Consider the following 18,990-nt stretch of genomic DNA (forward strand, 5'->3'; position numbering starts at 1 on the left):
GACTTTCAGGAGCAATTAAATGTCAGCCCGTGGGCTAGGGCGGCTGTCGGAAAGGCGCTTGGTTGCCTGAGGTTTATCCTCAACAGGCGAGTGCCGGGCTGGTGTTACAAATCGGAGCACTGTCGACGCGGGGCGCCCGGTAACGGAACACTCAGTGTTGGCTGTCGCGGAACTGGCTCGGGGAAATCCCGGTGAGGGCGCGGAACTGGCGGCTGAAGGCACTGTGGTCGGTGTAGCCGCAACGCAGGGCAATTTCGGTGATCGGCAGGCTGAGGTCTTGCAGCAAGCGCGAGGCTTCTTCGAGCCGCGCCTTGTGGATCATCTGCCGTGGCGTGAGCTGGAAGATGCGCTTGCACTGGCGCTCCAGTTGCGCGACGGAAAGCCCAGCGATGGCAGTCAGTTCGGCAAGGCTGATGGGGCGGGCGAAATGGCTGCGGATGTGGGTATCAACGGCGGCGAGTTTAGCAAACGCCGGGTGATTGGACTGTGGCAGTTGCAGGTCGCGGGAGATACCGGCGAGGCCAACGATGTTGCCGTCGCCATCTTTGAGCGCACGCTTGTGGGTCAGGCACCAGATCGGCTGGTTGCCGAAATAAAGGTGCAGTTCCAGCTGGTCGACCAGCTCTTGGCCACTGCTCAGTACGCGGCGGTCCTGTTCGGTGTAGAGCGGGCCGAAGCGCGCGGGGAAGACGTGCTCGGCAGTCAGCCCGAGCAGTTGTTCACCGTGCTGGCGGCCGCAGCGCCGGGCCAGGGTGTGGTTGACGAAGGCGTAGCGCGCCTCGCAGTCCTTGATGAAGAACACGACATCGTTGAGGGTGTCGAGCAGCGGCGCAATGCTGCGCAGACCGCAGAGCAACGTCGGCAGATCACAGGGCGCGAATTGGTTGAGCGTGGCGTGCATTCACTGACGTTCCGGGGGCGACCAGCATGATCATAGTGCGCCCCCGTTCTTGCGCTCAAGCGTCGTGTGATTGCTCCAGGCACAGCAGGGTTTCGATCCGTGCCGGGCTGAAGGGCGGGCGTGGTGCTGGCGTTTGCCAACCGAACAGGTGCGCGGTCGCCGCGGCACAGACCCTGCCCTGGCAGGCGCCCATCCCACAGCGGCTGGCAAGCTTGGCATCGCGCCAGTTGCGGTGGCCGGCGAGGGCGGCGTAGGGGACGTCTTCACAGCGGCACACCAGGGTCTCGGGCGTCGCAAGCTGCGACAGTGCCGGGTCGAGTGTGAAGGCGCGGTTCAGCACCTTGGCAAATGCATGCCAGCGGTTGCGGCGGCGCCACAAGGACTGCACCTGGCGACGATCGCCAACCGCCGCATAACCGGCAATGGCGCCCTCCACCAAGGCGCGCTCACTGCCACCGAATCCTGTGCATTCACCGGCGGCGTAAATGCCGGGCTGTGATGTCTGCTGCCAGCAATCGACATGCACCGCCTGATCAGCCACAGTACAGCCCAAGGCCTGAGCGAGCTGGGTGTTGGGAATCAGGCCGAAACCGCAGGCCAAGCGTTCACAGGCGAGCTCCACCACCTTGCCATTGAGTTTCAGCCGCACACCTTCCAGGCGTTCGGTACCCAGTGCGGCCAGGACGTGGCTGGCCGTGCGGTAGCGCCGATCGAACAGGCTGGCCGCTTGCAGCAGTTTGCCCGGCCAGCGCGGCAACTGTGTGGCGAAACCGGCGACGGCGCGCGCTGAAGCCTGTTCGGCGATCTGCACCACCTGGGCACCCATGTGTTTGGCGGTGGCGGCGCTGGCCAACAGCAGGGGGCCGCTACCGGCGATGACAATACGCTGATCGCTCACTGGCATGCCGGCCTTGATCAGTGCCTGCAGTCCCCCTGCGCCAGTGACTCCGGGTAGCGTCCAGCCGGGAAACGGTAGCAACAGTTCGCGGGCTCCCGTGCACAGAATCAGCCGGTCGTAGCGGATCTGCCAACCACGCTCGGCATCTTCCACCAGCAAGGCATCTGAGGCCGATCGGGCGATCACCCGGGTGCCGCTGTAGCAGTACACATTGGCACAGGCCAAGACCTGCTCGCGCATCCGGCGGGCGGCAACGGGCAGCGAGGCCTGCGGGCCGTCTCGCCAGATCTGGCCGCCCACTTGCGGGTTGTCGTCGAGCAGGATGATGCGCGTGGCTGCAGGCGCGGCGGCCAGTGCCGCCGCCAGCCCGGCGGGGCCGGCGCCGATAATCAACAGGTTGGTGTGTTCGCTCATGGCCATGTCTGCACCTGCATGCCCTCACGGCACAGGGTTTGGCACGCCAGTCGCCGGTGACCATCGACAGTCACCCGGCACTCCTGGCAAATGCCCATGCCGCACAGCGGTGCGCGCCGCTGGCCGGCCACCGAGGTGCGTGAGCAGCCGTCGCCGCCGAGCGTCAGTGCGGCGGCCACACTGGTGCCGTCGAGCACTTGCAGCGGGCGGCCATTGAGGATCAGTTCAGGCATGGGCGAGTGCTCCTAGGAAACGCGCTGGCAGATAAGCGTGGGCCGCCAACGGCGGCGTTTCGTTGAACAGCTGTGCGCACAGCAAATCAGCGCTGGCCGGGGCGGTGGTGACGCCCAGCCCCTCGTGGCCCACTGCAAGCCACAGGCCTTGGTGGTGCGGGTGACGGCCCACCAGGGGTAGACCATCGGGGCTGGCGGCGCGAAAGCCGGTCCAGGCGCGAATGGCATTCAACTGTGCCAGGTCCGGCATGTACTCGGTTGCGCGTTTGAGCATGCGCGCAAGCATCCAGCCTTCTACAGCCGGGTCGAGGGTGCCGAATTGGCGTGAGGCGCCAATGAACAACTGGCCGGTCGGGCGCGGTTGAATATTGCAGGCTGTGGACGGGCCACTGGCGTTATGGGCGCTGGTCACGTAGCCCAGTTCCACCAGGGTATGGGTCACACTGCCGGGGTAACGATCGGTGATCAGCAGGTGGCCTTTCTTGGCTTCAATCGGCAGTTCCGGACACAACTCAGTGGCCTGGATGCCGTTGGCCAGAACGACCGCATCGGCGCGTAACCACGTGCCGTCTTCCAGGCACACACGATTGTCTTGTACGGCACAGACCTTTGCCTGGCGCTGTTCGATGCGCGGCGACTGCAGCATCCATTGGGCAGTGGCCGGGGCGTAAAGAATGCCGTCACCTGTGATCAATAGACCACCGGCAAGGCCCTCGCGCAGCGCCGGTTCGCGCTGGCGCAGGGCGCCGCCGGCTACCAGCTCACAGGCCACCCCCTGTGCTTGCAGCACGCTGAACTTGTGTTCGGCCACGGCCATTTCTTCAGCGTTGGCGGCCAGCCAGAGGGTGCCGTTGTTACGGTAGGCGCAGGCCTCGGGCAAGTGCACCGCCAGTTCACGCCAGCGTTGCAGCGAGTATTGGCTTAACGCCAGTTCCGCAGCATTGTCATCAAGTACCAGCAGGTGGCCCATCCCTGCGGCGGTGGCGCTGTGCAGCCCGGCATCCAGTACCAGTACGCGCAGCCCCCGTGCGGCCAGTGCTTGCGCGCAAGCGGCGCCGATGATTCCGGCACCGATCACGATCAAATCGGCTGCGGCGTCAACGCTCACAAGCCAATACCCCATGCGAACGGATCATCTTCCTGCAGGATCAGCGTGGCTTCGGCGCTGATGTGCGCGCGGCCGCGAATGGTCGGTATGATGCGCTCACCGTCGCGCTCGTAGGTACCTTCAAACTGACTGCCAATGACACTCGCCTGACGCCACACGTGACCGGGTTGTAGCTTACCGTCGGCCGCCAGGCAGGCGAGCTTGGCGCTGGTGCCTGTGCCGCAGGGGGAGCGGTCGTAAGCCTTACCAGGGCACAGGACAAAGTTGCGGCTGTCGGCCTGCGGGTCGTCGGCGAATAGTTCGATATGGTCGATCAGGCCACCGTCTTCGCCACGAAAGCCCTGATCGTCGAGGGCTTGTTGCACGGCGTAGGTGTAGGCGCTGAGGGCATCGATGTTATCGCCTGCCAGTGCCAGGCCGTGGTCGGCAATCAGGAAGAACCAGTTTCCGCCCCAGGCCACGTCGCCAACCACCCGACCAATACCCGGCACCTCAAGGGCCAGGTCTTTGCGGTAACGGTAAGCAGGCACGTTGCGCACACTCACCGAGTGGTCGTCGTGCAAGGTCGCCTGTACGGTGCCGACCGGGGTTTCGATGTCATGCACGCCAGGCCCGATCCGGCCCAGATGCGCCAGTGATACCACCAGGCCGATGGTGCCGTGGCCGCACATGCCCAGGTAGCCGGTGTTGTTGAAGAAAATCACCCCGGCACATGCCTTGGGATCTACCGGTTCGCACAGTAACGCGCCAACCAGCACGTCGCTGCCGCGCGGTTCCAGGATGCACGCGGTACGCCATTGATCGTGGTGTTGCGCCAGTTGCCGACGGCGTTCGGCCATGGTGCCGCTGCCTAGGTCGGGAAAGCCGTCAGTGACCAGGCGGGTGGGTTCGCCGCCGGTGTGGGAGTCGATCACGGTGATGCGTTTCATAGGCAGGCCGGGTCCGTTCGGGGAGGTGAACGACAGCGTGGCCTGTTCCCGGGGGGTAGGCTTGATGCCTTTATGCTGTGTGAATGACGAAATCAGCACAGAGGGGCAACGCGCGGGCTTGGCCCGCGCCTACCGTGTGTGGGGGAGGTGCTCGAAGAGGGTCTTGCAAACGCCGGCAATGTGCTCGTCGAGCAACGCAACGGCACGTTCGACATCTTTGGCCCGGCAGGCGTCGAGGATCGCGCGGTGCTCGTGATCTGCGCGCTCCTTGCCCGCTGACAGGCTCATCTGCATACGCAGGTAACGCTCCAGTTTGTCGTTCACTGAACGGATCATGTTCACCAGAAATGGTCGCTGCGCCGGTTCGTACAGGCAGGCGTGCAGTTCCCAGTTGAGTTCGGCCCAGCGCCCAACGTCGTTCTCGCCGACGAATTCCTGGCAGATACGCTCGGCGCGGGTGAACGTCGCTTCGGTCATGTTCGGAATGGCCAGGCGAAGGGCTTTGTCTTCGAGCAGCATGCGCACTTCGAACATCTGCGCCAGCTCAGGTTCAGACAGGCGTGTGACCATCGCACCGCGATTGCGCTGGAACATCACCAATCCTTCGGCCTCCAGGCGCTTGAGCGCCTCGCGCACCGGGATTTTGCTGACGTTGAACTGGCGGGCGATGTCGTCCTGACGGATGGCCTCATCTTCAGCGAAGTGCCCGGCGATGATTGCATCACGCAGATGGCGGGTGATGATTTCCGAGGTCGAAGGCGTGTTGCCCAAGTCCGGGGCGTTGAGGCGAGGTACGGTCACGGCGGTGTCGTCCGAAATGATTTGTGGATATGGTATACGAAACTGACGATTTCCGGTGCCGTAGTTGCCCGGCGGTTGGGCGCTGATTGTCAGGTTGTCATCGCGGGGCAAGCCAGCGCCTACAGAGCGCTGCGGCGTTATGACTGGCCCCGCGAACGGGCATTATTTGCGGGCTTCCAGGATCAGGTTGAAGGGCGTCTGGGTTGCCCGTCGGAACTGGCGGAAGCCGGCTTCTTCAAACACGGCACGCAGGCGCGCTTCGCCCGCTTGTGCCCCCAGGCCCAGGCCGACTTCCTGCGACAGCGAGTTGGGCGTGCAGATGAAGGTGGACGCGGCATAGAACAGACGGCCCACCGGTGTGCAGTTGGCATCCAGACTGTCACCGGCGTAAGGCTCGACCAGCAGTACGCTGCCATCGGCCTTCAGTGCCTTGTAGGCATGCCGCGCAGCACCCACCGGGTCGCCCATGTCGTGCAGGCAGTCGAAGTAGCAGATCAGGTCGTAGTCATGCTCGGGAAAATCTTTGGCGCTGGCTTTGACGAACTGCGCGCGCTCGCTCACGCCGGCTTCGCTGGCGCGTTGGCTGGCCACGGTGATCGAGGGCGCATGGTAGTCATAGCCGATGAACCGTGAAGCGGGGAAGGCCTGGGCCATGATCACCGTGGAGGCGCCGTGACCACAGCCAACATCGGCGACTTTGGCTCCGGCGGTGAGTTTGTCGACCACACCTGTGAGTGTCGGCAGCCACTGGCTGACCAGGTTGGCACGGTAGCCTGGGCGGAAAAAGCGTTCAGTACCGCTGAACATGCACGGATGATGATCGCCCCAGGGCAGGGCGCCGTCGCCGCGGATGGCCGCCACCAGTTTGTCTTTGTCGTGATACAGCGCGGCAATCACCGACGCGCCGCCGGCGGCATACACCGGCGAGTCTTCGATGGCCAGGGCCATGGCCTGCTCCTCGGGCAGGCGAAACTGGCCATTGTGGTGTTCCATGTAGCCCGATGCGGCCTGGGCGCTGAGCCACTCACGCAGCAGTCTGGCATTGCAGCCGGTCTTGTCGGCGAGTTGTTCGGGGGTAATGAACTGGCTGTCGGCCATCGCCCGGTACAGGCCCAGTTCATCACCGAGGATCAGGTTGGCGAGCAGGGCAGCAGCGCCCATGTCGTTTACCAGCTTTCCCATGAAATCTTGCAGCTTGGCTTCGTCCATTGCGTGTGCTCCTGTGCGAAGTCCAACGTCAACGGGGTCGCCACGGGTGCGGCGACCTCGGCCATGTCTTGGGGGCAATTGTTAAGTTTAGTTCAGCGCGCCTGGCCGGAGGCGCGTTCGCGCAGGGCTTTGCTGACCTTGGCCTGGATCTCGTAGGCCGGTGCTTCGACTGCGTCGAAGTCGCGTGAGTAGCGCCGGGCGAACTCTGCCACGCCCCATTGCTGGTACTGCTGCACATGGTGCAGTTCGTGGGCCCAGAGGGCGACGTTATCTTCAGCGTCGGCCTGGTTGCGAAACACGATGATGTCGATCAGGGTCACGGCATTCACATCAGGGTTCTGCAGCAGCGCGTTGGCGCTGTCCAGCGCTTGCTGGTCGCCTACCTTGTAGCGTGCGGCATCCAGCACCTGGAAGTCGTAGTAGGGCTCAAGCTGGGCACGGATGTGCAGCGGGATTGGTAGCACATCGCTGGCCGCTGCAGTGTCGCGGGCCTGCTGCAGGGCGACGGCCAGCGAGCTGCTGGCCATACGCCCGAGGTCGTCAAGCATGATGCCCGCCTGGCCTGGGTCAATCGGCGAGCAGATGCAACTGCCCAGGCAGATCTCATACTGGCCCACCGGGCAGGCCGCAAGGGTTGGCAGTGGCGCGAGCAGGGCAAGGCCAAGCAACAGCGCGTTACGGCCTCTCATGCAAGGCTCCGGCAAGGAATTCACGGGAGGCGCTGAGCACTTCCTGCTGGCTCGATTCGTTGGCCAGCATGCGCGCGATCACCAGCGCACCCACACACTGGCTGAGCAGCGCCCAGGCCAGGTCGGCATCGTCGAGGGTTTCGGCCCAGGCGCGTTGCAGGGTGCGCAGCCAGTGTTCAGCTTCTTCACGCACTGCCACCGGCGCCTGAGCAATCTCGGCACCGAGGGCCGGAATGGCACAGCCGCCTTCAGGGTTGTGCACGTGCGCCAGGCTCAGGTACTGGTCCAGGCAGCGTTCCAGGCGTTGGCGGTTCATCGGCTGTTGGGCCATGGGGCTGAGCGACAGCTCGCGGCGCACCACCTCTGTGAACAGGTCATCCTTGGAGGGGAAGTGGTTGTAGAAGGCGCCGCCGGTCAGGCCGATGGCTTTCATCAACCCGGCCACGCCGGTGGCATTGAAGCCGCCACGCTTGGCCAGGGCGCCGCTGCTTTCCAGCAGCTTTTGCCGGGTTTGCTCTTTATGGGTGGTGGAGTAACGCACGCCGACCTGCTCCGTATCACTGGCTTGACGAAGCCTGGATCATAGCATAGCGTTCGTTTACTAAATGATCGTTTACCAATGGAGGCGATGGATGACTCAGAACAACAAAGTGGTGTTGGTGGTGGGCGCCGGTGATGCAACGGGCGGTGCGATTGCCAAGCGTTTTGCCAGGGAGGGTTATATCGCCTGTGTCACCCGACGCAGCGCCGACAAGCTGCAGCCGCTGGTGGACGAGATTCGCGCCGAGGGCTTTGAAGCCCATGGTTTCGCCTCCGATGCGCGCAAGGAAGACGAGGTCAGCGCGCTGGTCGAGCAGATCGAAAGCACCCTTGGCCCGATTGAGGCGTTTGTCTTCAACATCGGGGCCAACGTGCCGTGCAGCATTCTCGATGAGACCGCGCGCAAGTACTTCAAGATCTGGGAGATGGCCTGCTTCGCCGGTTTCCTGACCGCCCAGGCCGTCGCCCGGCGCATGGTGACCCGTGAGCGCGGCACGATTCTGTTTACCGGCGCCACTGCCGGCTTGCGCGGCGCTGCCGGTTTTGCCGCGTTTGCCGGGGCCAAGCACGGCATCCGCGCACTGGCACAGAGCATGGCCCGTGAGCTGGGGCCGCGTAACATCCATGTCGCCCATGTGGTGGTAGACGGCGCTATCGATACCGCGTTCATCCGTGACAGCTTCCCCGAGCGTTACGCGCTCAAAGACCAGGATGGCATTCTCGACCCTGCGCACATTGCTGACAGCTACTGGTTCCTGCATGCCCAGCCACGGGATGCCTGGACCTTCGAGCTCGACCTGCGGCCGTGGATCGAACGCTGGTAAGCCTTTCATCACAACAAGGACATTGATCGATGAGCAAGACCGTTGAGTTTTTCTTTGACCTCGGCAGCCCGGCCAGCTACCTGGCCTGGACCCAGTTGCCGAGCCTGTGCGAGCGCCTTGATGCGCAGCTGGTGTATCGGCCGATGTTGCTGGGCGGGGTGTTCCAGGCGACCGGCAATGCTTCACCGGCGATGGTGCCGGCCAAGGCACGCTATGTGTTCGCCGACTTTCAACGCTACGCCAAACGTTATGGCGTGACCCTGGCATTTCCACCGGGCTTTCCGATCAACACCCTGCACCTGATGCGCGGCACCCTGGCGGTGCAGCTGTTCCAGCCTGAGCGTTTCGACGCCTACCTCAATGCCGTATTCCCGGCGATGTGGGCGCAGCAGCGCAACCTCGCAGCGCCGGAGGAATTGGCGGCGGTGCTGCAGCAGGCGGGTTTCGATCCGCAGCAGTACCTGGCGTGGAGCGCCGACCCGCAGGTCAAGGCGGCACTCAAGGAGGCCACCGAAGAAGCCGTGCGCCGCGGCGCCTTTGGCGCACCGACGTTTTTTGTCGGCGAGCAGATGTTCTTCGGGCAGGACCGTCTGGAGTTTGTCAGCGAGGCGTTGGCCTGAAGCGGTAACGGCAAGTGTGACGGTTTTATTTTCACTAACTGTATGGTCGGGTCGAAGCAGCGCTCCGTTAGGCTCTGTCTGAAAAGCCTTGAGACTCGGTGATGCTGCGTTGAAAACAGCCTCGGAATGCTCATTTTCAACCCGTAAACTCCGCTTCCTCGGCTGTTTTCGCCTTGCCTGACCTTCGTCTCAATGCTTTTCAGACAGACCCTAGTGTCATGACAGCCCTGTAACTGTTGGAACACCCGCCATGCTCAGCTCACTCGACCTGATAACCGCTTTCGTGTTGTTCGCTTTTGTCTCCTCGATCACTCCGGGGCCCAACAACACCATGTTGCTGGCCTCCGGGGTGAACTTCGGGGTGCGTCGCTCTATTCCGCATGCACTGGGTATCAGTGTCGGTTTCATGGTCATGGTGCTGGCAGTGGGTTTTGGCCTGGGTGAAGTGTTCAAGGCTTACCCGCCGATCTACACCGTGCTGCGTTATGTCGGTGCCGCCTACTTGCTGTACCTGGCGTGGAAAATTGCCACCTCCGGACCTTTGTCGGTGAGCAATCCTGAAAGTCGTAAACCCTTGGGTTTCTGGGGGGCGGCGGCGTTCCAGTGGGTCAATCCCAAAGCCTGGGTGATGGCGGTGGGGGCTATCACCACCTACACGCCAGCCCAGGGCTATGTCACCAACGTGATTGTCATCGCCACGGTGTTCGCCTTGGTCAACCTGCCCAGCGTGTGCGTCTGGGTGATGTTTGGCAGCGCACTGCGCAGCGTGCTGCAGAACCCGCGTTGGTTGATGCTGTTCAATGTCTTGATGGCGGCATTGCTGGTGATTTCGCTTTACCCGTTGCTGTTTGTAGAATCGAGCTTTTCCTGAATGAGTGCGCTGGCACATGCAGTTGATTCCCTGGTCCCACGACACAAGTGCCGGCTTCACCTTACGCGGTTGGCGCACCGCCGCCAGCGGTAAACCGCTGCTGCATTTTCTTCACGGCAATGGCTTTTGTTGCCTGGCGTACCAGCCGCTGCTGGCACGTCTGGCCGAGCACTTCGACCTGTGGCTGTGCGATGTGCAAGGCCATGGCGACAGTGACCATGGCGGCCCGTTTCAAGGCTGGAACCGTACCGCAGAACTGGCAATTGAAGCGTTCGAGGCCGGCCGTGCAGAGTATCCGGATGTGCCGCGCTTTGCCGTCGGCCACAGTTTTGGCGGTGTACTGACGGCGCTGATGCTGGCGCAACAACCGCAATTGTTTCAACGTGCCGTGTTGCTCGACCCGGTGCTGTTCAGTCGCTCGATGATGGGCATCATGGGCGCCGCCGCGTTAGTGGGCCTGCACCGTCGTCACGCCCTGGCGCGCAAGGCCGCCACGCGCCGCAGTCACTGGCCTGATCGCAGTGCGGCACGCGCCTCGCTGGAAGGCCGCGGCATCTTCAAGGGCTGGAGCGAGTCGGCGCTGCAGTCCTATATCGACCACGCCATCGGTGATTGCGGGGAAGGCGTGGTGCTCAAATGCCGCCCCAGCCGCGAGGTCGAGATCTTCAGCTCGTTTCCCCGGCGCATGTGGGCATCGCTGACCCAGGTGCAAACACCGACCCTGGTGCTGTATGGCGAGCACACCTATCCCTTCGTACCGCAGTCGGTGCAGCGCTGGGCACAGAGCAATCGGCAGGTGACAGCGCTGCAGGTGGCGGGTGGGCATTGTTTTATGCAGGAAGATCCTGCGTCCTGCAGTGAGCAGGTGCAGGCGTTCTTGCTGGCGCAGTGATCGTCAGGGCCGGGCAGGGGGGCTGGTTAGTCAGCAGCCTGCCCGGCACTTCAAGCAATATCGCTAGCCGCAAACTCGGCTGCAAGAAAGTCCAGCAAACTGCGCACCCCCGGCAGCAGCCCGCGCCGCGAGGCGAACACGGTGTGGACCAGGCCGCACTCCGGTGCCCAGTCGGGGGTGACGCGCACCAGTTTGCCGCTGGCCAGTTCGTCGCGCACTACCACCAGCGGCACATGCACCACACCAACCCCGGCCAGCGCCGCCTGACGTAGCACCATCAGGTCATCGGTGACCAGCCGCGGCTGGTAGCGCACGCTGGCTCGGACCTCGTCCGGCCCGACCAACTCCCAGTGATAGTCACGCTGCGGTTTGCCCCAGTGCATGCTGGGCAGGGCTGCCAGGTCGGCCGGTACCGGGCGCGCCGGCAGGCGCTCACGCAGCGCTGGCGCAGCGACCAGGCACTGGGTGCTGTGGGCCAGGGTTTTCATCACCAGGTCGCTGCTCTCCAGCGGTGGTACCCGCACGCGCAAGGCGATGTCGATGCCTTCCTGAATCAGATCGACTTGACGGTTGGTGCTTTCGATGTGCAATTGCACCAGCGGGCACTGGACCATGAAGCGCGTCAGCATGTCGCCGACCCAGAAGTTCAGCAGCGCCGTGGGGCAGCTCAGGCGCACGATGCCTTGCGGTTCGGCACGGTTACGCTCGATCAGTTCGGCGGCGCTTTCGGCTTCGACCAGCATCGCCACGCAATGACGGTAATACGCCTGGCCGATTTCGGTTACCGAAAAGTGCCGGGTCGAGCGCTGGATCAGGCGCACGCCAAGGCGTTCTTCCAGCCCGGCAATGCGCCGGCTGAGTTTTGATTTGGGCATGTCCAGGGCGCGGCCAGCAGGGGCAAAGCCGCCGTGATCGACTACCTGGGCGAAATAGTAAAGGTCGTTGAGGTCTTCCATCAGTGTTCTCCATATGGAACGCTGAGGGCAGTTTAACCGATCTACCGCCGATGTCGTTGCGCTCGTATGGTTATAGCCATCCACGAGAGGAGACATCTCATGAAAAAGATCCAAGGCGTTTACAGCAGCCCCAACCCGCACTGGGTCGGCGATGGCTTCCCGGTTCGCAGCCTGTTCACCTATGACAACTTGGCCCAGCACATCAGCCCGTTCCTGCTGCTCGACTATGCCGGTCCGCATGATTTCACCCCGACCAGCGCCCGTCGTGGCGTTGGTCAGCACCCACACCGCGGTTTTGAAACGGTGACGATCGTCTACCAGGGCGAAGTGGAGCACCGCGATTCGACCGGTGCCGGTGGCCTGATCGGCCCGGGCGATGTGCAGTGGATGACCGCAGCCAACGGCATCCTGCATGAAGAGTTCCATTCGCCAGCCTTCGCCGCCAAGGGCGGCACCCTGGAGATGGTGCAGTTGTGGGTCAACCTGCCGGCCAAAGACAAATTGGCGCCTGCCGGTTACCAGACCCTGCTGAGCAGCGATATTCCGCTTGTGCCCTTGGGCGCGGGTAGCGGTTCGCTGCGGGTCATTGCTGGTGAGTATCGCGGCCATAAAGGCCCGGCACAGACCTTCACGCCGATGGATGTCTGGGACGTGCAGCTCAAACCTGGCGCACCGGTGCGTTTGCCCAGCGCTGCAGGGCGTAGCACGGCACTGGTGGTGCTGCGCGGCAAGCTGCTGGTCAATGGCGAGCGGGCGGTAGGGCCGGCGCAACTGGTGCTGTTCGATCGTGCCGGTGACGAGGTGGTGCTGGAAGCGCAAACCGAAGTGTCGGTGCTGCTGCTCAGTGGTGAGCCATTGGACGAGCCGATCGTTGGCTATGGCCCCTTCGTGATGAACAGCGAAGCCGAAATTGCCGAAGCCTTCGACGACTTTCACGCCGGCCGTTTTGGCCAGATGAGTGGGGCGGGCGGCGCGCGTCACGACAACTAGTCTGATAACCCCGAAGGCCGTCTTTTGGGCGGCCGCTACCTTAGGCTGCGAGCACAACTTGCAGCCCGACCTCAAGGAGAATGTGTCATGAGTACATTTGCCAACGTTGCCAACTTCAATGGCCAGGTCCCGCGTATCGACCCTGATAACGCCGCGATGCTGCTGATCGACCATCAGAGCGGCCTGTTCCAGACGGTCAAGGACATGCCGATGACCGAGCTGCGGGCCAATGCCGTCACCCTGGCCAAGATCGCTAGCCTGGCCAACATTCCAGTCATCACCACTGCGTCGGTGCCTCAAGGTCCCAACGGCCCACTGATTCCGGAAATCCACGAAGCGGCACCTCATGCCAAGTACGTGGCACGCAAAGGTGAAATCAACGCCTGGGACAATGACGAATTCGTCAAGGCAGTCGAGGCCACCGGCAAGAAGCAACTGATTATCGCCGGCACCATCACCAGTGTGTGCATGGCCTTCCCGAGCATCAGTGCGGCCAACGCTGGTTACCAGGTGTTCGCGGTGATCGATGCCAGCGGCACCTATTCGAAGATGGCGCAGGAGATCACCCTGGCGCGCATCATGCAGGCCGGCGTGGTACCGATGGACACCGCCGCGGTGTGCTCGGAAGTACAGCGCACCTGGAACCGTGCCGACGCACAACAGTGGGCTGAGGCCTATAGTGCAGTATTCCCGCACTACCAGTTACTGATTGAAAGCTACCTCAAGGCACAGCAGGTAGTCACTGAGCAAGAACAACTCGATTCCACTCGCTGATTCACCCTTACCGGTGCTTCAGAGCACCGGTTTACCAACGCAAGGAGTTAGACCATGAGCAAACCCTACGTTCGTCTGGACAAGGACAACGCCGCAGTCCTGCTGGTTGACCATCAGACCGGTCTGCTGTCGCTGGTGCGTGATATCGACCCGGACAAATTCAAGAACAACGTGCTGGCCGTCGGTGACCTGGCCAAGTACTTCAAACTGCCAACCATCCTCACCACCAGCTTCGAAACCGGCCCTAATGGCCCGCTGGTGCCAGAGCTCAAGGCACAGTTCCCGGACGCGCCGTACATTGCCCGTCCTGGCCAGATCAACGCCTGGGACAACGAAGACTTCGTCAAAGCCGTCAAGGCCACTGGCAAGAAGCAACTGATCATCGCCGGCGTGGTGACTGAAGTGTGCGTAGCCTTCCCGGCGCTGTCGGCCCTGGCAGAAGGCTTCGATGTGTTCGTGGTGACTGATGCCTCCGGTACCTTCAACGCACTGACCCGTGACTCGGCCTGGGATCGCATGTCGCAAGCGGGCGCGCAATTGATGACCTGGTTCGGTCTGGCCTGCGAGCTGCACCGCGACTGGCGTAACGACATCGAAGGCCTGGGTACCTTGTTCTCCAACCACATCCCGGACTACCGTAACCTGATCACCAGCTACAACACCCTCACCAACGGTAAATAACACCGGGCTGTGACCGCCGGCCGGGCTGCCTGTGCAGCCCGGCTGTCGTCGTTTCTATGGCATCGCAGCAGCCTTCAGGCGATGATTGCGCAATGAACCACGTTCCTGCCCTGTACGGTTACCGGCGCAGTGTGCGCAGCGGCCAGCCGTTGTCCTTTTGGTTGAGCTATCAACCGCCGTTGCACTGGCCTTCGCTGCTGGGGTTTTTGTCTGCCCGCTGTATTGCCGGTATCGAAACGGTGCAGGCTGGGGTGTACACGCGCACGGTGGTGCTGCAGGGGCGCCACGCGCTCATTCAGGTTCGCCAGGCGCGTGGGCAGCGTTTGAAGTTGACTGTTTTCGGTGTGCCGTCAGCAGCGCTGCCGGGCTTGATCGCCAACGTACGCAGGGTGTTCGATCTCGATGCCCCCTTGGCGCCGATCGAGGCGCATCTGCGCCGCGATCCGTTGCTGGCCAGACTGATCGCAGCGCGTCCGGGGTTGCGTGTGCCGCAGGGCTGGGACGCTTTCGAACAGGCCATGCGCACGGTGCTGGGTCAGCAAATCAGTGTTGCCGGGGCGATGACCCTGGCCGCTCGCCTGGTACAGCGTTATGGCCAGCCGCTGTCTTCGCCGGTCGGTGATGTGGCGGGCCTGACCCATGTGTTTCCCACACCAGCTGCGTTGGTCGAGGAAGATCTCAGCGTGTTGGGCATGCCGCGTTCGCGCGCCAGAACCCTATCGACCCTGGCGCGCGCCTTGCTGGACGACCCGCAATTGCTCACCCCCAACGCGGACCTGGCGCAGTGGGTGCAGCGCTTGTGCCAATTGCCCGGTATCGGCCCGTGGAGCGCGCAATACCTGGCGCTGCGTCAGCTAGGCGCCAGCGATGCCATGCCGGTGAGCGATCTGGTCTTGATCAAGGCGTTACGTCTGCTTGAAGGCCCCGATGCGCAATTGGCCGAGCGCGCGCGGGCCTGGAGCCCGTGGCGTGCCTACGCTGCCCAACACCTGTGGACGTCGTTGAGTTGAATCAACGTGACGGGCGCCACTTCACTTCGGTGATGCCATAACGCTCTGCCAGGGGCTGGCTGATTTTTTTCACCTTTTCGCGCCCGTAACGACCGATACGGCCCACCCCCGCGTCGCAACTTGCCCAGTGCCAGGCCTCGGCATTGTCCATGGATTCGGCGCGAATAATGAACGACTTGGGTTCACCGTGCAGGGCGTAGTCGATGACGAAAAGTTTTGCGTTATTCATAAGGCTTAACACTTCCTCTGAGCGCAGTGAGCAGAATCCTTCCTTCCATGGTGGTAATGAGTTGTGCAGGGCCGAGAAAATTCAATCGGATTGCAATCGCCGTTCATCTGCCGTGTGCCAGCCTGACTTGAACTTCATCGTGCCAGGCAGGCTCAGCTGAGGTATCTCCCAGGCTGATTGCTGCGCTGCATGAGGTAAACGGCGCAACATCAGTAATTTCAATTGGCCGCCAAGGCGTGCTCGGTAGTTACTGAGCAGCTGAGTCAGTCACCCATGAGGACTGCACCATGTCATTGATTGGCGTTTCCAATCTTGAGTTGTGCCAGCTGTTGGAGCAGGCGTTTTTGCCTGATCGCTGCGTGGTGGCCTGCACAGACGATGAGCATCTGACCATTCAATTGGGGCAGGGCGACAACATGAGCAACTGTTACACCGTCAGTGGTGTGCGCATCCACAGCCTGACCAGTTGTCACGAGTTGGCGGCATTGGTGGCGCAGGTGCGCGAGGAACAGCGTCTGGGGCATGCCCAGACACCGTTCGGCTCATAACTGATGGGGTGAGCGAGGAAAGGCTACCAGCGCTCAGAAACGCTCATCGCGGATTGCCGGCAGGGTCAGTTCTCGGACAAAACTCGCCGACGACAGGCTCAAGGCCATACGCACCACCTGAACCACATCGTGTACCGGGATCAGCTCGCCGTTACCCTGCTGCGCCGCGACTTCGCGCGGGCTGGTCAAGGGGTCGTCGGTGTTCAGGTAGCCCAGGTTCAGGCAGGTGACGCCCAGGTTATGCTGGCGGTAGCCTTCACGCAGGGCGTCGGCAATGCCGCGCAGGGCGAACTTCGAGGCGCCGAAGGCCACTTCCGGACGGCCGCTTTGGGTCAGACCGGAGGTCGAACCGGTGAGGATGATCCGCGGTCGGTTGCTTTGCAACAACGTTGGTAGCAGGCGCTTGATCAACAGCAGTGGGGCGCTGATGTTGCAGCTGACAATGGCTTCGATCTGCGCGTCGTCATCGCTGAGAAAGTCATAAGCAGCGGTGAAGGCCTGGGCTTCCCAGATGCCCAGGTTGTAGATCAGCGTGTCCAGTGCTTGGCCGTCCAGGGCCTGCTGCAGCTGCGTTACCGCTTGCCTGGGCTGGGCAAGGTCGGCCTCGATCCACTGCACCTGCACACCCGCTTGGCTTACCAGGCCTTCGGGGCGCTGGCGTGACACGCCGATCAGTGTGTCACCCGCATCGCCCAATCCCTCGATCAACGCCCGACCCAAGCCTTTACTGGCGCCTACCACCATGGTTTTCATCGCCTGTCTCCTGACCTGGCTTGCTGTAGAAAGCGAGCATGCCAACAGAAGGGCGAGGGCTTGGCAAAAGGGCGATTGTATCTGGGTGTGTATTTTTGGCGTTTACACCAGATAGCGCCGGAACCACGCTAACGTGCGCTCCCAGGCGAGCTTCGCTGCCGCCTCGTCGTAACGTGGTGTGGTGTCGTTATGAAAGCCATGATTGGCCCCCGGGTAGAAATAGGCTTCGTAGGTTTTACCGGCGGCCTTCAGCGCTTGCTCATACGCGGGCCAGCCTTCGTTGATACGGGTGTCCAACTCGCCGTAGTGCAACAGCAGTGGCGCCTTGATTTTCGGCACATCCTTGGCCTCGGGCTGGCGCCCATAAAACGGCACGGCTGCTGCGAGCTCGGGGTAGGCCACCGCTGCCGCATTGGCCACACCGCCGCCGTAGCAAAAGCCGGTGATCCCGACTTTGTCGGTGGTGGCATCGTTTTTCATCAGCCATTCGAGGGCGGCGAAGAAGTCGTTCATGAGCTTTTCCGGATCGACCCCGGCCTGCAGTTCGCGGCCTTTATCGTCATCGCCGGGGTAACCGCCCACCGAACTCAAGCCGTCGGGTGCCAAAGCAACAAAGCCGGCCTTGGCCAGGCGTCGGGCGACATCTTCGATGTAGGGATTGAGCCCACGGTTTTCATGCACCACCACTACGCCCGGGAGTTTGCCTTCGGCCTTGGCGGGGCGTACCAGATAGCCACGCACCTGACCATGACCTTTGGGCGATGGGTAGTTGATATAGGCGGCGAGAATCTCCGGATCGTTGGCCGGTACCTGTACCGCCAGTGCGTAGTTCGGGCTCAAGGAGGCGAGCAGGGCACTGGCGCTCATCCCGGCCAGGGTGAAGGCCGCGGCGCGGTCGAGAAACTCACGGCGATTGATGCGGCCGTGGGCATAGAAATCGTAGAGTTCCAGCAGTTCAGGGGCGAAGTCTTTGGCGGTGAGACGTGGCATGGGCGTGTGCTCTGAAGAACCGGGTCTGGTTCATTAAAGCACTGTAGGAGCGGTGGTGTGGTGATATGACATAAACCGCTATCGCGGTGCAAGCCCGCTCCTACGGGGCCGCGGGCAGGAGGAAATCAATCATTGCTCTGACGCGTAACGGGATATGCCGCGCATGCGGGTAGATGAGCATGAACGGTCGGGAGGTGCCGCCGTAGTCGCGCAGCACCTCCAGCAGTTGCCCGCTGTCCAGTTCCTGTTGCACGGTGAAGCGATAGGCCTGCATCAGCCCGGCTCCGCTTTTCACCAGGGTTCCCGTGGCGAGAAAGTCTTCCAGGCAGGTGTAGCTGCCGCGGGTGGGGACTTCCACGGTGTTGCCATCAATGCGAAATGACCAGGTGCTGTCTCGACCGCTGCTGGGCAGTTGGAATTGGATGCACTCGTGGTCGCACAAGTCCTGCGGTGTTTTTGGCGTGCCTGCCCGGCTTAAGTACTCGGGTGTTGCTACCACCACCAGCTCGGCCTCTTCCAGGCGCCGGGCTATCAGGTTGGAGTCGGCAGGTGCGCGCCCGCGGATTGCCAGGTCGAAGCCGTCGTCGGCAAAGTCGATGTTGCGATTGCTGACGTGGACGTCGATGCGCACCTGCGGATAGCGTTGGCGAAACAGCGCCAGGCGCGGCAGCAATCGGTAGTGCGCATACGGCGTCGGCATGCTGATGCGCAGCAACCCGGAAGGCTCCATCTGTGATCCGGTGATCTCACGTTCGGCATCCACCAGTTGCGTTAGCGCCTGACGGCACTGTTCGAAGTAACGCCGCCCTGCGTCGGTCAAACGCACCTGGCGGGTGGTGCGCACGAACAACCGCACCCCCAGGCGCTCTTCCAGCCGCGCAATCGAACGGCTGACCGCTGCGGGCGTTACGCCTGCCTCGGCGGCCGCGGCAGTGAAGCTGCTGGTTTCAGCGGCCAGGCAGAACAGCTCGATACTGCCCAGTTGCACATCGTCGAAAAGGCGCGTCATGGGGGCTCTATTGATTACATGGAGTATCTATTCAAGTTCCATGCGCAGTATTTTTCAAGTGCGGATTGCCAATTACAGTGAGCTCCAGTTACCCGGCTTACCGCCGGGCCCTTTGGAGGAC

23 protein-coding genes are annotated in these 18,990 nt (G+C 62.5%); 9 read left to right on the forward strand and 14 right to left on the reverse strand.

What is annotated here, in order from left to right; genetic code table 11:
- Nucleotides 1-151 precede the first annotated feature (151 nt).
- The 9 genes from ACVWSC_RS12205 to ACVWSC_RS12245 all read right to left on the reverse strand — a co-directional run bounded on the left by ACVWSC_RS12205 (nt 152) and on the right by ACVWSC_RS12245 (nt 7,723).
- Nucleotides 152-901 (reverse strand): helix-turn-helix transcriptional regulator, encoded by a 750-nt coding sequence (locus ACVWSC_RS12205; protein WP_442113884.1) that lies wholly within the window; start codon nt 899-901, stop codon nt 152-154.
- 55 nt (nt 902-956) lie between these two features.
- On the reverse strand, nt 957-2,213 hold the full coding sequence (locus ACVWSC_RS12210) for an FAD-dependent oxidoreductase (RefSeq protein WP_442113885.1): 1,257 nt from the start codon (nt 2,211-2,213) through the stop codon (nt 957-959).
- The gene (locus ACVWSC_RS12215; RefSeq protein WP_442113886.1) at nt 2,210-2,446 is read right to left on the reverse strand and encodes a (2Fe-2S)-binding protein; all 237 of its coding nucleotides are present in this window, start codon (nt 2,444-2,446) and stop codon (nt 2,210-2,212) included. The genes ACVWSC_RS12210 and ACVWSC_RS12215 overlap by 4 nt, the downstream gene beginning before the upstream one ends.
- A complete protein-coding gene (locus tag ACVWSC_RS12220; RefSeq protein WP_476461731.1) occupies nt 2,439-3,569 on the reverse strand; it encodes an NAD(P)/FAD-dependent oxidoreductase in 1,131 nt (376 codons plus the stop codon). The genes ACVWSC_RS12215 and ACVWSC_RS12220 overlap by 8 nt, the downstream gene beginning before the upstream one ends.
- Nucleotides 3,551-4,483, reverse strand: a complete 933-nt coding sequence (locus ACVWSC_RS12225; RefSeq protein ID WP_442113888.1) for a 4-hydroxyproline epimerase — start codon at nt 4,481-4,483, stop codon at nt 3,551-3,553. The genes ACVWSC_RS12220 and ACVWSC_RS12225 overlap by 19 nt, the downstream gene beginning before the upstream one ends.
- Nucleotides 4,484-4,612: 129 nt before the next feature.
- Nucleotides 4,613-5,284, reverse strand: a complete 672-nt coding sequence (locus ACVWSC_RS12230) for a GntR family transcriptional regulator (RefSeq protein ID WP_442113889.1) — start codon at nt 5,282-5,284, stop codon at nt 4,613-4,615.
- A 162-nt stretch (nt 5,285-5,446) separates the two neighbouring features.
- Nucleotides 5,447-6,493 carry a class I SAM-dependent methyltransferase gene (locus ACVWSC_RS12235; protein ID WP_442113890.1) on the reverse strand — a complete coding sequence of 349 codons (1,047 nt, stop codon included), beginning with the start codon at nt 6,491-6,493 and terminating at the stop codon, nt 5,447-5,449.
- 92 nt (nt 6,494-6,585) lie between these two features.
- Nucleotides 6,586-7,182, reverse strand: coding sequence for an eCIS core domain-containing protein (locus ACVWSC_RS12240; protein ID WP_442113891.1), 597 nt, complete (start codon nt 7,180-7,182; stop codon nt 6,586-6,588).
- Nucleotides 7,169-7,723: a TetR/AcrR family transcriptional regulator gene (locus tag ACVWSC_RS12245; RefSeq protein WP_442113892.1), complete on the reverse strand. Its 555-nt coding sequence runs from the start codon at nt 7,721-7,723 to the stop codon at nt 7,169-7,171. Before ACVWSC_RS12245 ends, ACVWSC_RS12240 begins: the two co-directional genes overlap by 14 nt.
- 91 nt (nt 7,724-7,814) lie before the next feature.
- On the opposite strand from ACVWSC_RS12245, the gene ACVWSC_RS12250 reads away from it, so the two are divergent.
- The 4 genes from ACVWSC_RS12250 (at nt 7,815) to ACVWSC_RS12265 (ending at nt 10,929) form a co-directional block, all read left to right on the forward strand.
- Nucleotides 7,815-8,546, forward strand: a complete 732-nt coding sequence (locus tag ACVWSC_RS12250; RefSeq protein ID WP_442113893.1) for an SDR family oxidoreductase — start codon at nt 7,815-7,817, stop codon at nt 8,544-8,546.
- A 29-nt stretch (nt 8,547-8,575) separates the two neighbouring features.
- The gene (locus ACVWSC_RS12255) at nt 8,576-9,166 is read left to right on the forward strand and encodes a 2-hydroxychromene-2-carboxylate isomerase (protein ID WP_442113894.1); all 591 of its coding nucleotides are present in this window, start codon (nt 8,576-8,578) and stop codon (nt 9,164-9,166) included.
- A gap of 250 nt (nt 9,167-9,416) precedes the next feature.
- Nucleotides 9,417-10,037 carry a LysE family translocator gene (locus ACVWSC_RS12260; protein WP_442113895.1) on the forward strand — a complete coding sequence of 207 codons (621 nt, stop codon included), beginning with the start codon at nt 9,417-9,419 and terminating at the stop codon, nt 10,035-10,037.
- 16 nt (nt 10,038-10,053) lie between these two features.
- Nucleotides 10,054-10,929, forward strand: coding sequence for an alpha/beta fold hydrolase (locus ACVWSC_RS12265; protein ID WP_442113896.1), 876 nt, complete (start codon nt 10,054-10,056; stop codon nt 10,927-10,929).
- Nucleotides 10,930-10,979: 50 nt separating this feature from the next.
- Here the strand turns inward: ACVWSC_RS12265 and ACVWSC_RS12270 are convergent, their stop codons facing one another.
- Nucleotides 10,980-11,885 (reverse strand): LysR family transcriptional regulator, encoded by a 906-nt coding sequence (locus ACVWSC_RS12270; protein ID WP_442113897.1) that lies wholly within the window; start codon nt 11,883-11,885, stop codon nt 10,980-10,982.
- A gap of 99 nt (nt 11,886-11,984) precedes the next feature.
- Between ACVWSC_RS12270 and ACVWSC_RS12275 the strand changes: the two genes are divergently transcribed.
- The 4 genes from ACVWSC_RS12275 to ACVWSC_RS12290 all read left to right on the forward strand — a co-directional run bounded on the left by ACVWSC_RS12275 (nt 11,985) and on the right by ACVWSC_RS12290 (nt 15,340).
- Nucleotides 11,985-12,875 carry a pirin family protein gene (locus tag ACVWSC_RS12275; protein ID WP_442113898.1) on the forward strand — a complete coding sequence of 297 codons (891 nt, stop codon included), beginning with the start codon at nt 11,985-11,987 and terminating at the stop codon, nt 12,873-12,875.
- An 87-nt stretch (nt 12,876-12,962) separates the two neighbouring features.
- Complete coding sequence (locus tag ACVWSC_RS12280) at nt 12,963-13,649, forward strand: hydrolase (RefSeq protein WP_442113899.1); 687 nt, start codon at nt 12,963-12,965, stop codon at nt 13,647-13,649.
- A gap of 54 nt (nt 13,650-13,703) precedes the next feature.
- Nucleotides 13,704-14,330, forward strand: coding sequence for an isochorismate family cysteine hydrolase YcaC (ycaC, locus tag ACVWSC_RS12285; protein ID WP_442113900.1), 627 nt, complete (start codon nt 13,704-13,706; stop codon nt 14,328-14,330).
- Nucleotides 14,331-14,422: 92 nt separating this feature from the next.
- Nucleotides 14,423-15,340, forward strand: a complete 918-nt coding sequence (locus ACVWSC_RS12290) for a DNA-3-methyladenine glycosylase family protein (protein ID WP_442113901.1) — start codon at nt 14,423-14,425, stop codon at nt 15,338-15,340.
- Between the two features lies 1 nt (nt 15,341).
- On the opposite strand, the gene ACVWSC_RS12295 is transcribed toward ACVWSC_RS12290, so the two are convergent.
- Entirely contained in the window at nt 15,342-15,569 is a 228-nt protein-coding gene (locus ACVWSC_RS12295) for a DUF6555 family protein (RefSeq protein ID WP_442113902.1), read from the reverse strand.
- A 287-nt stretch (nt 15,570-15,856) separates the two neighbouring features.
- On the opposite strand from ACVWSC_RS12295, the gene ACVWSC_RS12300 reads away from it, so the two are divergent.
- On the forward strand, nt 15,857-16,117 hold the full coding sequence (locus ACVWSC_RS12300; RefSeq protein WP_442113903.1) for a DUF1652 domain-containing protein: 261 nt from the start codon (nt 15,857-15,859) through the stop codon (nt 16,115-16,117).
- A 33-nt stretch (nt 16,118-16,150) separates the two neighbouring features.
- Here ACVWSC_RS12300 and ACVWSC_RS12305 read toward each other — a convergent pair whose 3' ends face one another.
- The 3 genes from ACVWSC_RS12305 to ACVWSC_RS12315 form a co-directional block, all read right to left on the reverse strand.
- A complete protein-coding gene (locus ACVWSC_RS12305) occupies nt 16,151-16,870 on the reverse strand; it encodes an SDR family NAD(P)-dependent oxidoreductase (protein WP_442113904.1) in 720 nt (239 codons plus the stop codon).
- A gap of 102 nt (nt 16,871-16,972) precedes the next feature.
- A complete protein-coding gene (yghX, locus tag ACVWSC_RS12310) occupies nt 16,973-17,860 on the reverse strand; it encodes a YghX family hydrolase (protein WP_442113905.1) in 888 nt (295 codons plus the stop codon).
- A 100-nt stretch (nt 17,861-17,960) separates the two neighbouring features.
- Nucleotides 17,961-18,869: a LysR family transcriptional regulator gene (locus ACVWSC_RS12315; RefSeq protein ID WP_442113906.1), complete on the reverse strand. Its 909-nt coding sequence runs from the start codon at nt 18,867-18,869 to the stop codon at nt 17,961-17,963.
- Nucleotides 18,870-18,990 lie beyond the last annotated feature (121 nt).

The organism is Pseudomonas sp. NUPR-002 (assembly GCF_056322725.1).

Coding starts and splice junctions, on each gene's coding strand:
- ACVWSC_RS12205 (WP_442113884.1), bottom strand. CDS start 901: ATGCACGCCACGCTCAACCAATTCGCGCCCTGTGATCTGCCGACGTTG.
- ACVWSC_RS12210 (WP_442113885.1), bottom strand. CDS start 2,213: ATGAGCGAACACACCAACCTGTTGATTATCGGCGCCGGCCCCGCCGGG.
- ACVWSC_RS12215 (WP_442113886.1), bottom strand. CDS start 2,446: ATGCCTGAACTGATCCTCAATGGCCGCCCGCTGCAAGTGCTCGACGGC.
- ACVWSC_RS12220 (WP_476461731.1), bottom strand. CDS start 3,569: ATGGGGTATTGGCTTGTGAGCGTTGACGCCGCAGCCGATTTGATCGTG.
- ACVWSC_RS12225 (WP_442113888.1), bottom strand. CDS start 4,483: ATGAAACGCATCACCGTGATCGACTCCCACACCGGCGGCGAACCCACC.
- ACVWSC_RS12235 (WP_442113890.1), bottom strand. CDS start 6,493: ATGGACGAAGCCAAGCTGCAAGATTTCATGGGAAAGCTGGTAAACGAC.
- ACVWSC_RS12240 (WP_442113891.1), bottom strand. CDS start 7,182: ATGAGAGGCCGTAACGCGCTGTTGCTTGGCCTTGCCCTGCTCGCGCCA.
- ACVWSC_RS12250 (WP_442113893.1), top strand. CDS start 7,815: ATGACTCAGAACAACAAAGTGGTGTTGGTGGTGGGCGCCGGTGATGCA.
- ACVWSC_RS12255 (WP_442113894.1), top strand. CDS start 8,576: ATGAGCAAGACCGTTGAGTTTTTCTTTGACCTCGGCAGCCCGGCCAGC.
- ACVWSC_RS12260 (WP_442113895.1), top strand. CDS start 9,417: ATGCTCAGCTCACTCGACCTGATAACCGCTTTCGTGTTGTTCGCTTTT.
- ACVWSC_RS12265 (WP_442113896.1), top strand. CDS start 10,054: ATGCAGTTGATTCCCTGGTCCCACGACACAAGTGCCGGCTTCACCTTA.
- ACVWSC_RS12270 (WP_442113897.1), bottom strand. CDS start 11,885: ATGGAAGACCTCAACGACCTTTACTATTTCGCCCAGGTAGTCGATCAC.
- ACVWSC_RS12275 (WP_442113898.1), top strand. CDS start 11,985: ATGAAAAAGATCCAAGGCGTTTACAGCAGCCCCAACCCGCACTGGGTC.
- ACVWSC_RS12280 (WP_442113899.1), top strand. CDS start 12,963: ATGAGTACATTTGCCAACGTTGCCAACTTCAATGGCCAGGTCCCGCGT.
- ycaC (WP_442113900.1), top strand. CDS start 13,704: ATGAGCAAACCCTACGTTCGTCTGGACAAGGACAACGCCGCAGTCCTG.
- ACVWSC_RS12290 (WP_442113901.1), top strand. CDS start 14,423: ATGAACCACGTTCCTGCCCTGTACGGTTACCGGCGCAGTGTGCGCAGC.
- ACVWSC_RS12295 (WP_442113902.1), bottom strand. CDS start 15,569: ATGAATAACGCAAAACTTTTCGTCATCGACTACGCCCTGCACGGTGAA.
- ACVWSC_RS12300 (WP_442113903.1), top strand. CDS start 15,857: ATGTCATTGATTGGCGTTTCCAATCTTGAGTTGTGCCAGCTGTTGGAG.
- ACVWSC_RS12305 (WP_442113904.1), bottom strand. CDS start 16,870: ATGAAAACCATGGTGGTAGGCGCCAGTAAAGGCTTGGGTCGGGCGTTG.
- yghX (WP_442113905.1), bottom strand. CDS start 17,860: ATGCCACGTCTCACCGCCAAAGACTTCGCCCCTGAACTGCTGGAACTC.
- ACVWSC_RS12315 (WP_442113906.1), bottom strand. CDS start 18,869: ATGACGCGCCTTTTCGACGATGTGCAACTGGGCAGTATCGAGCTGTTC.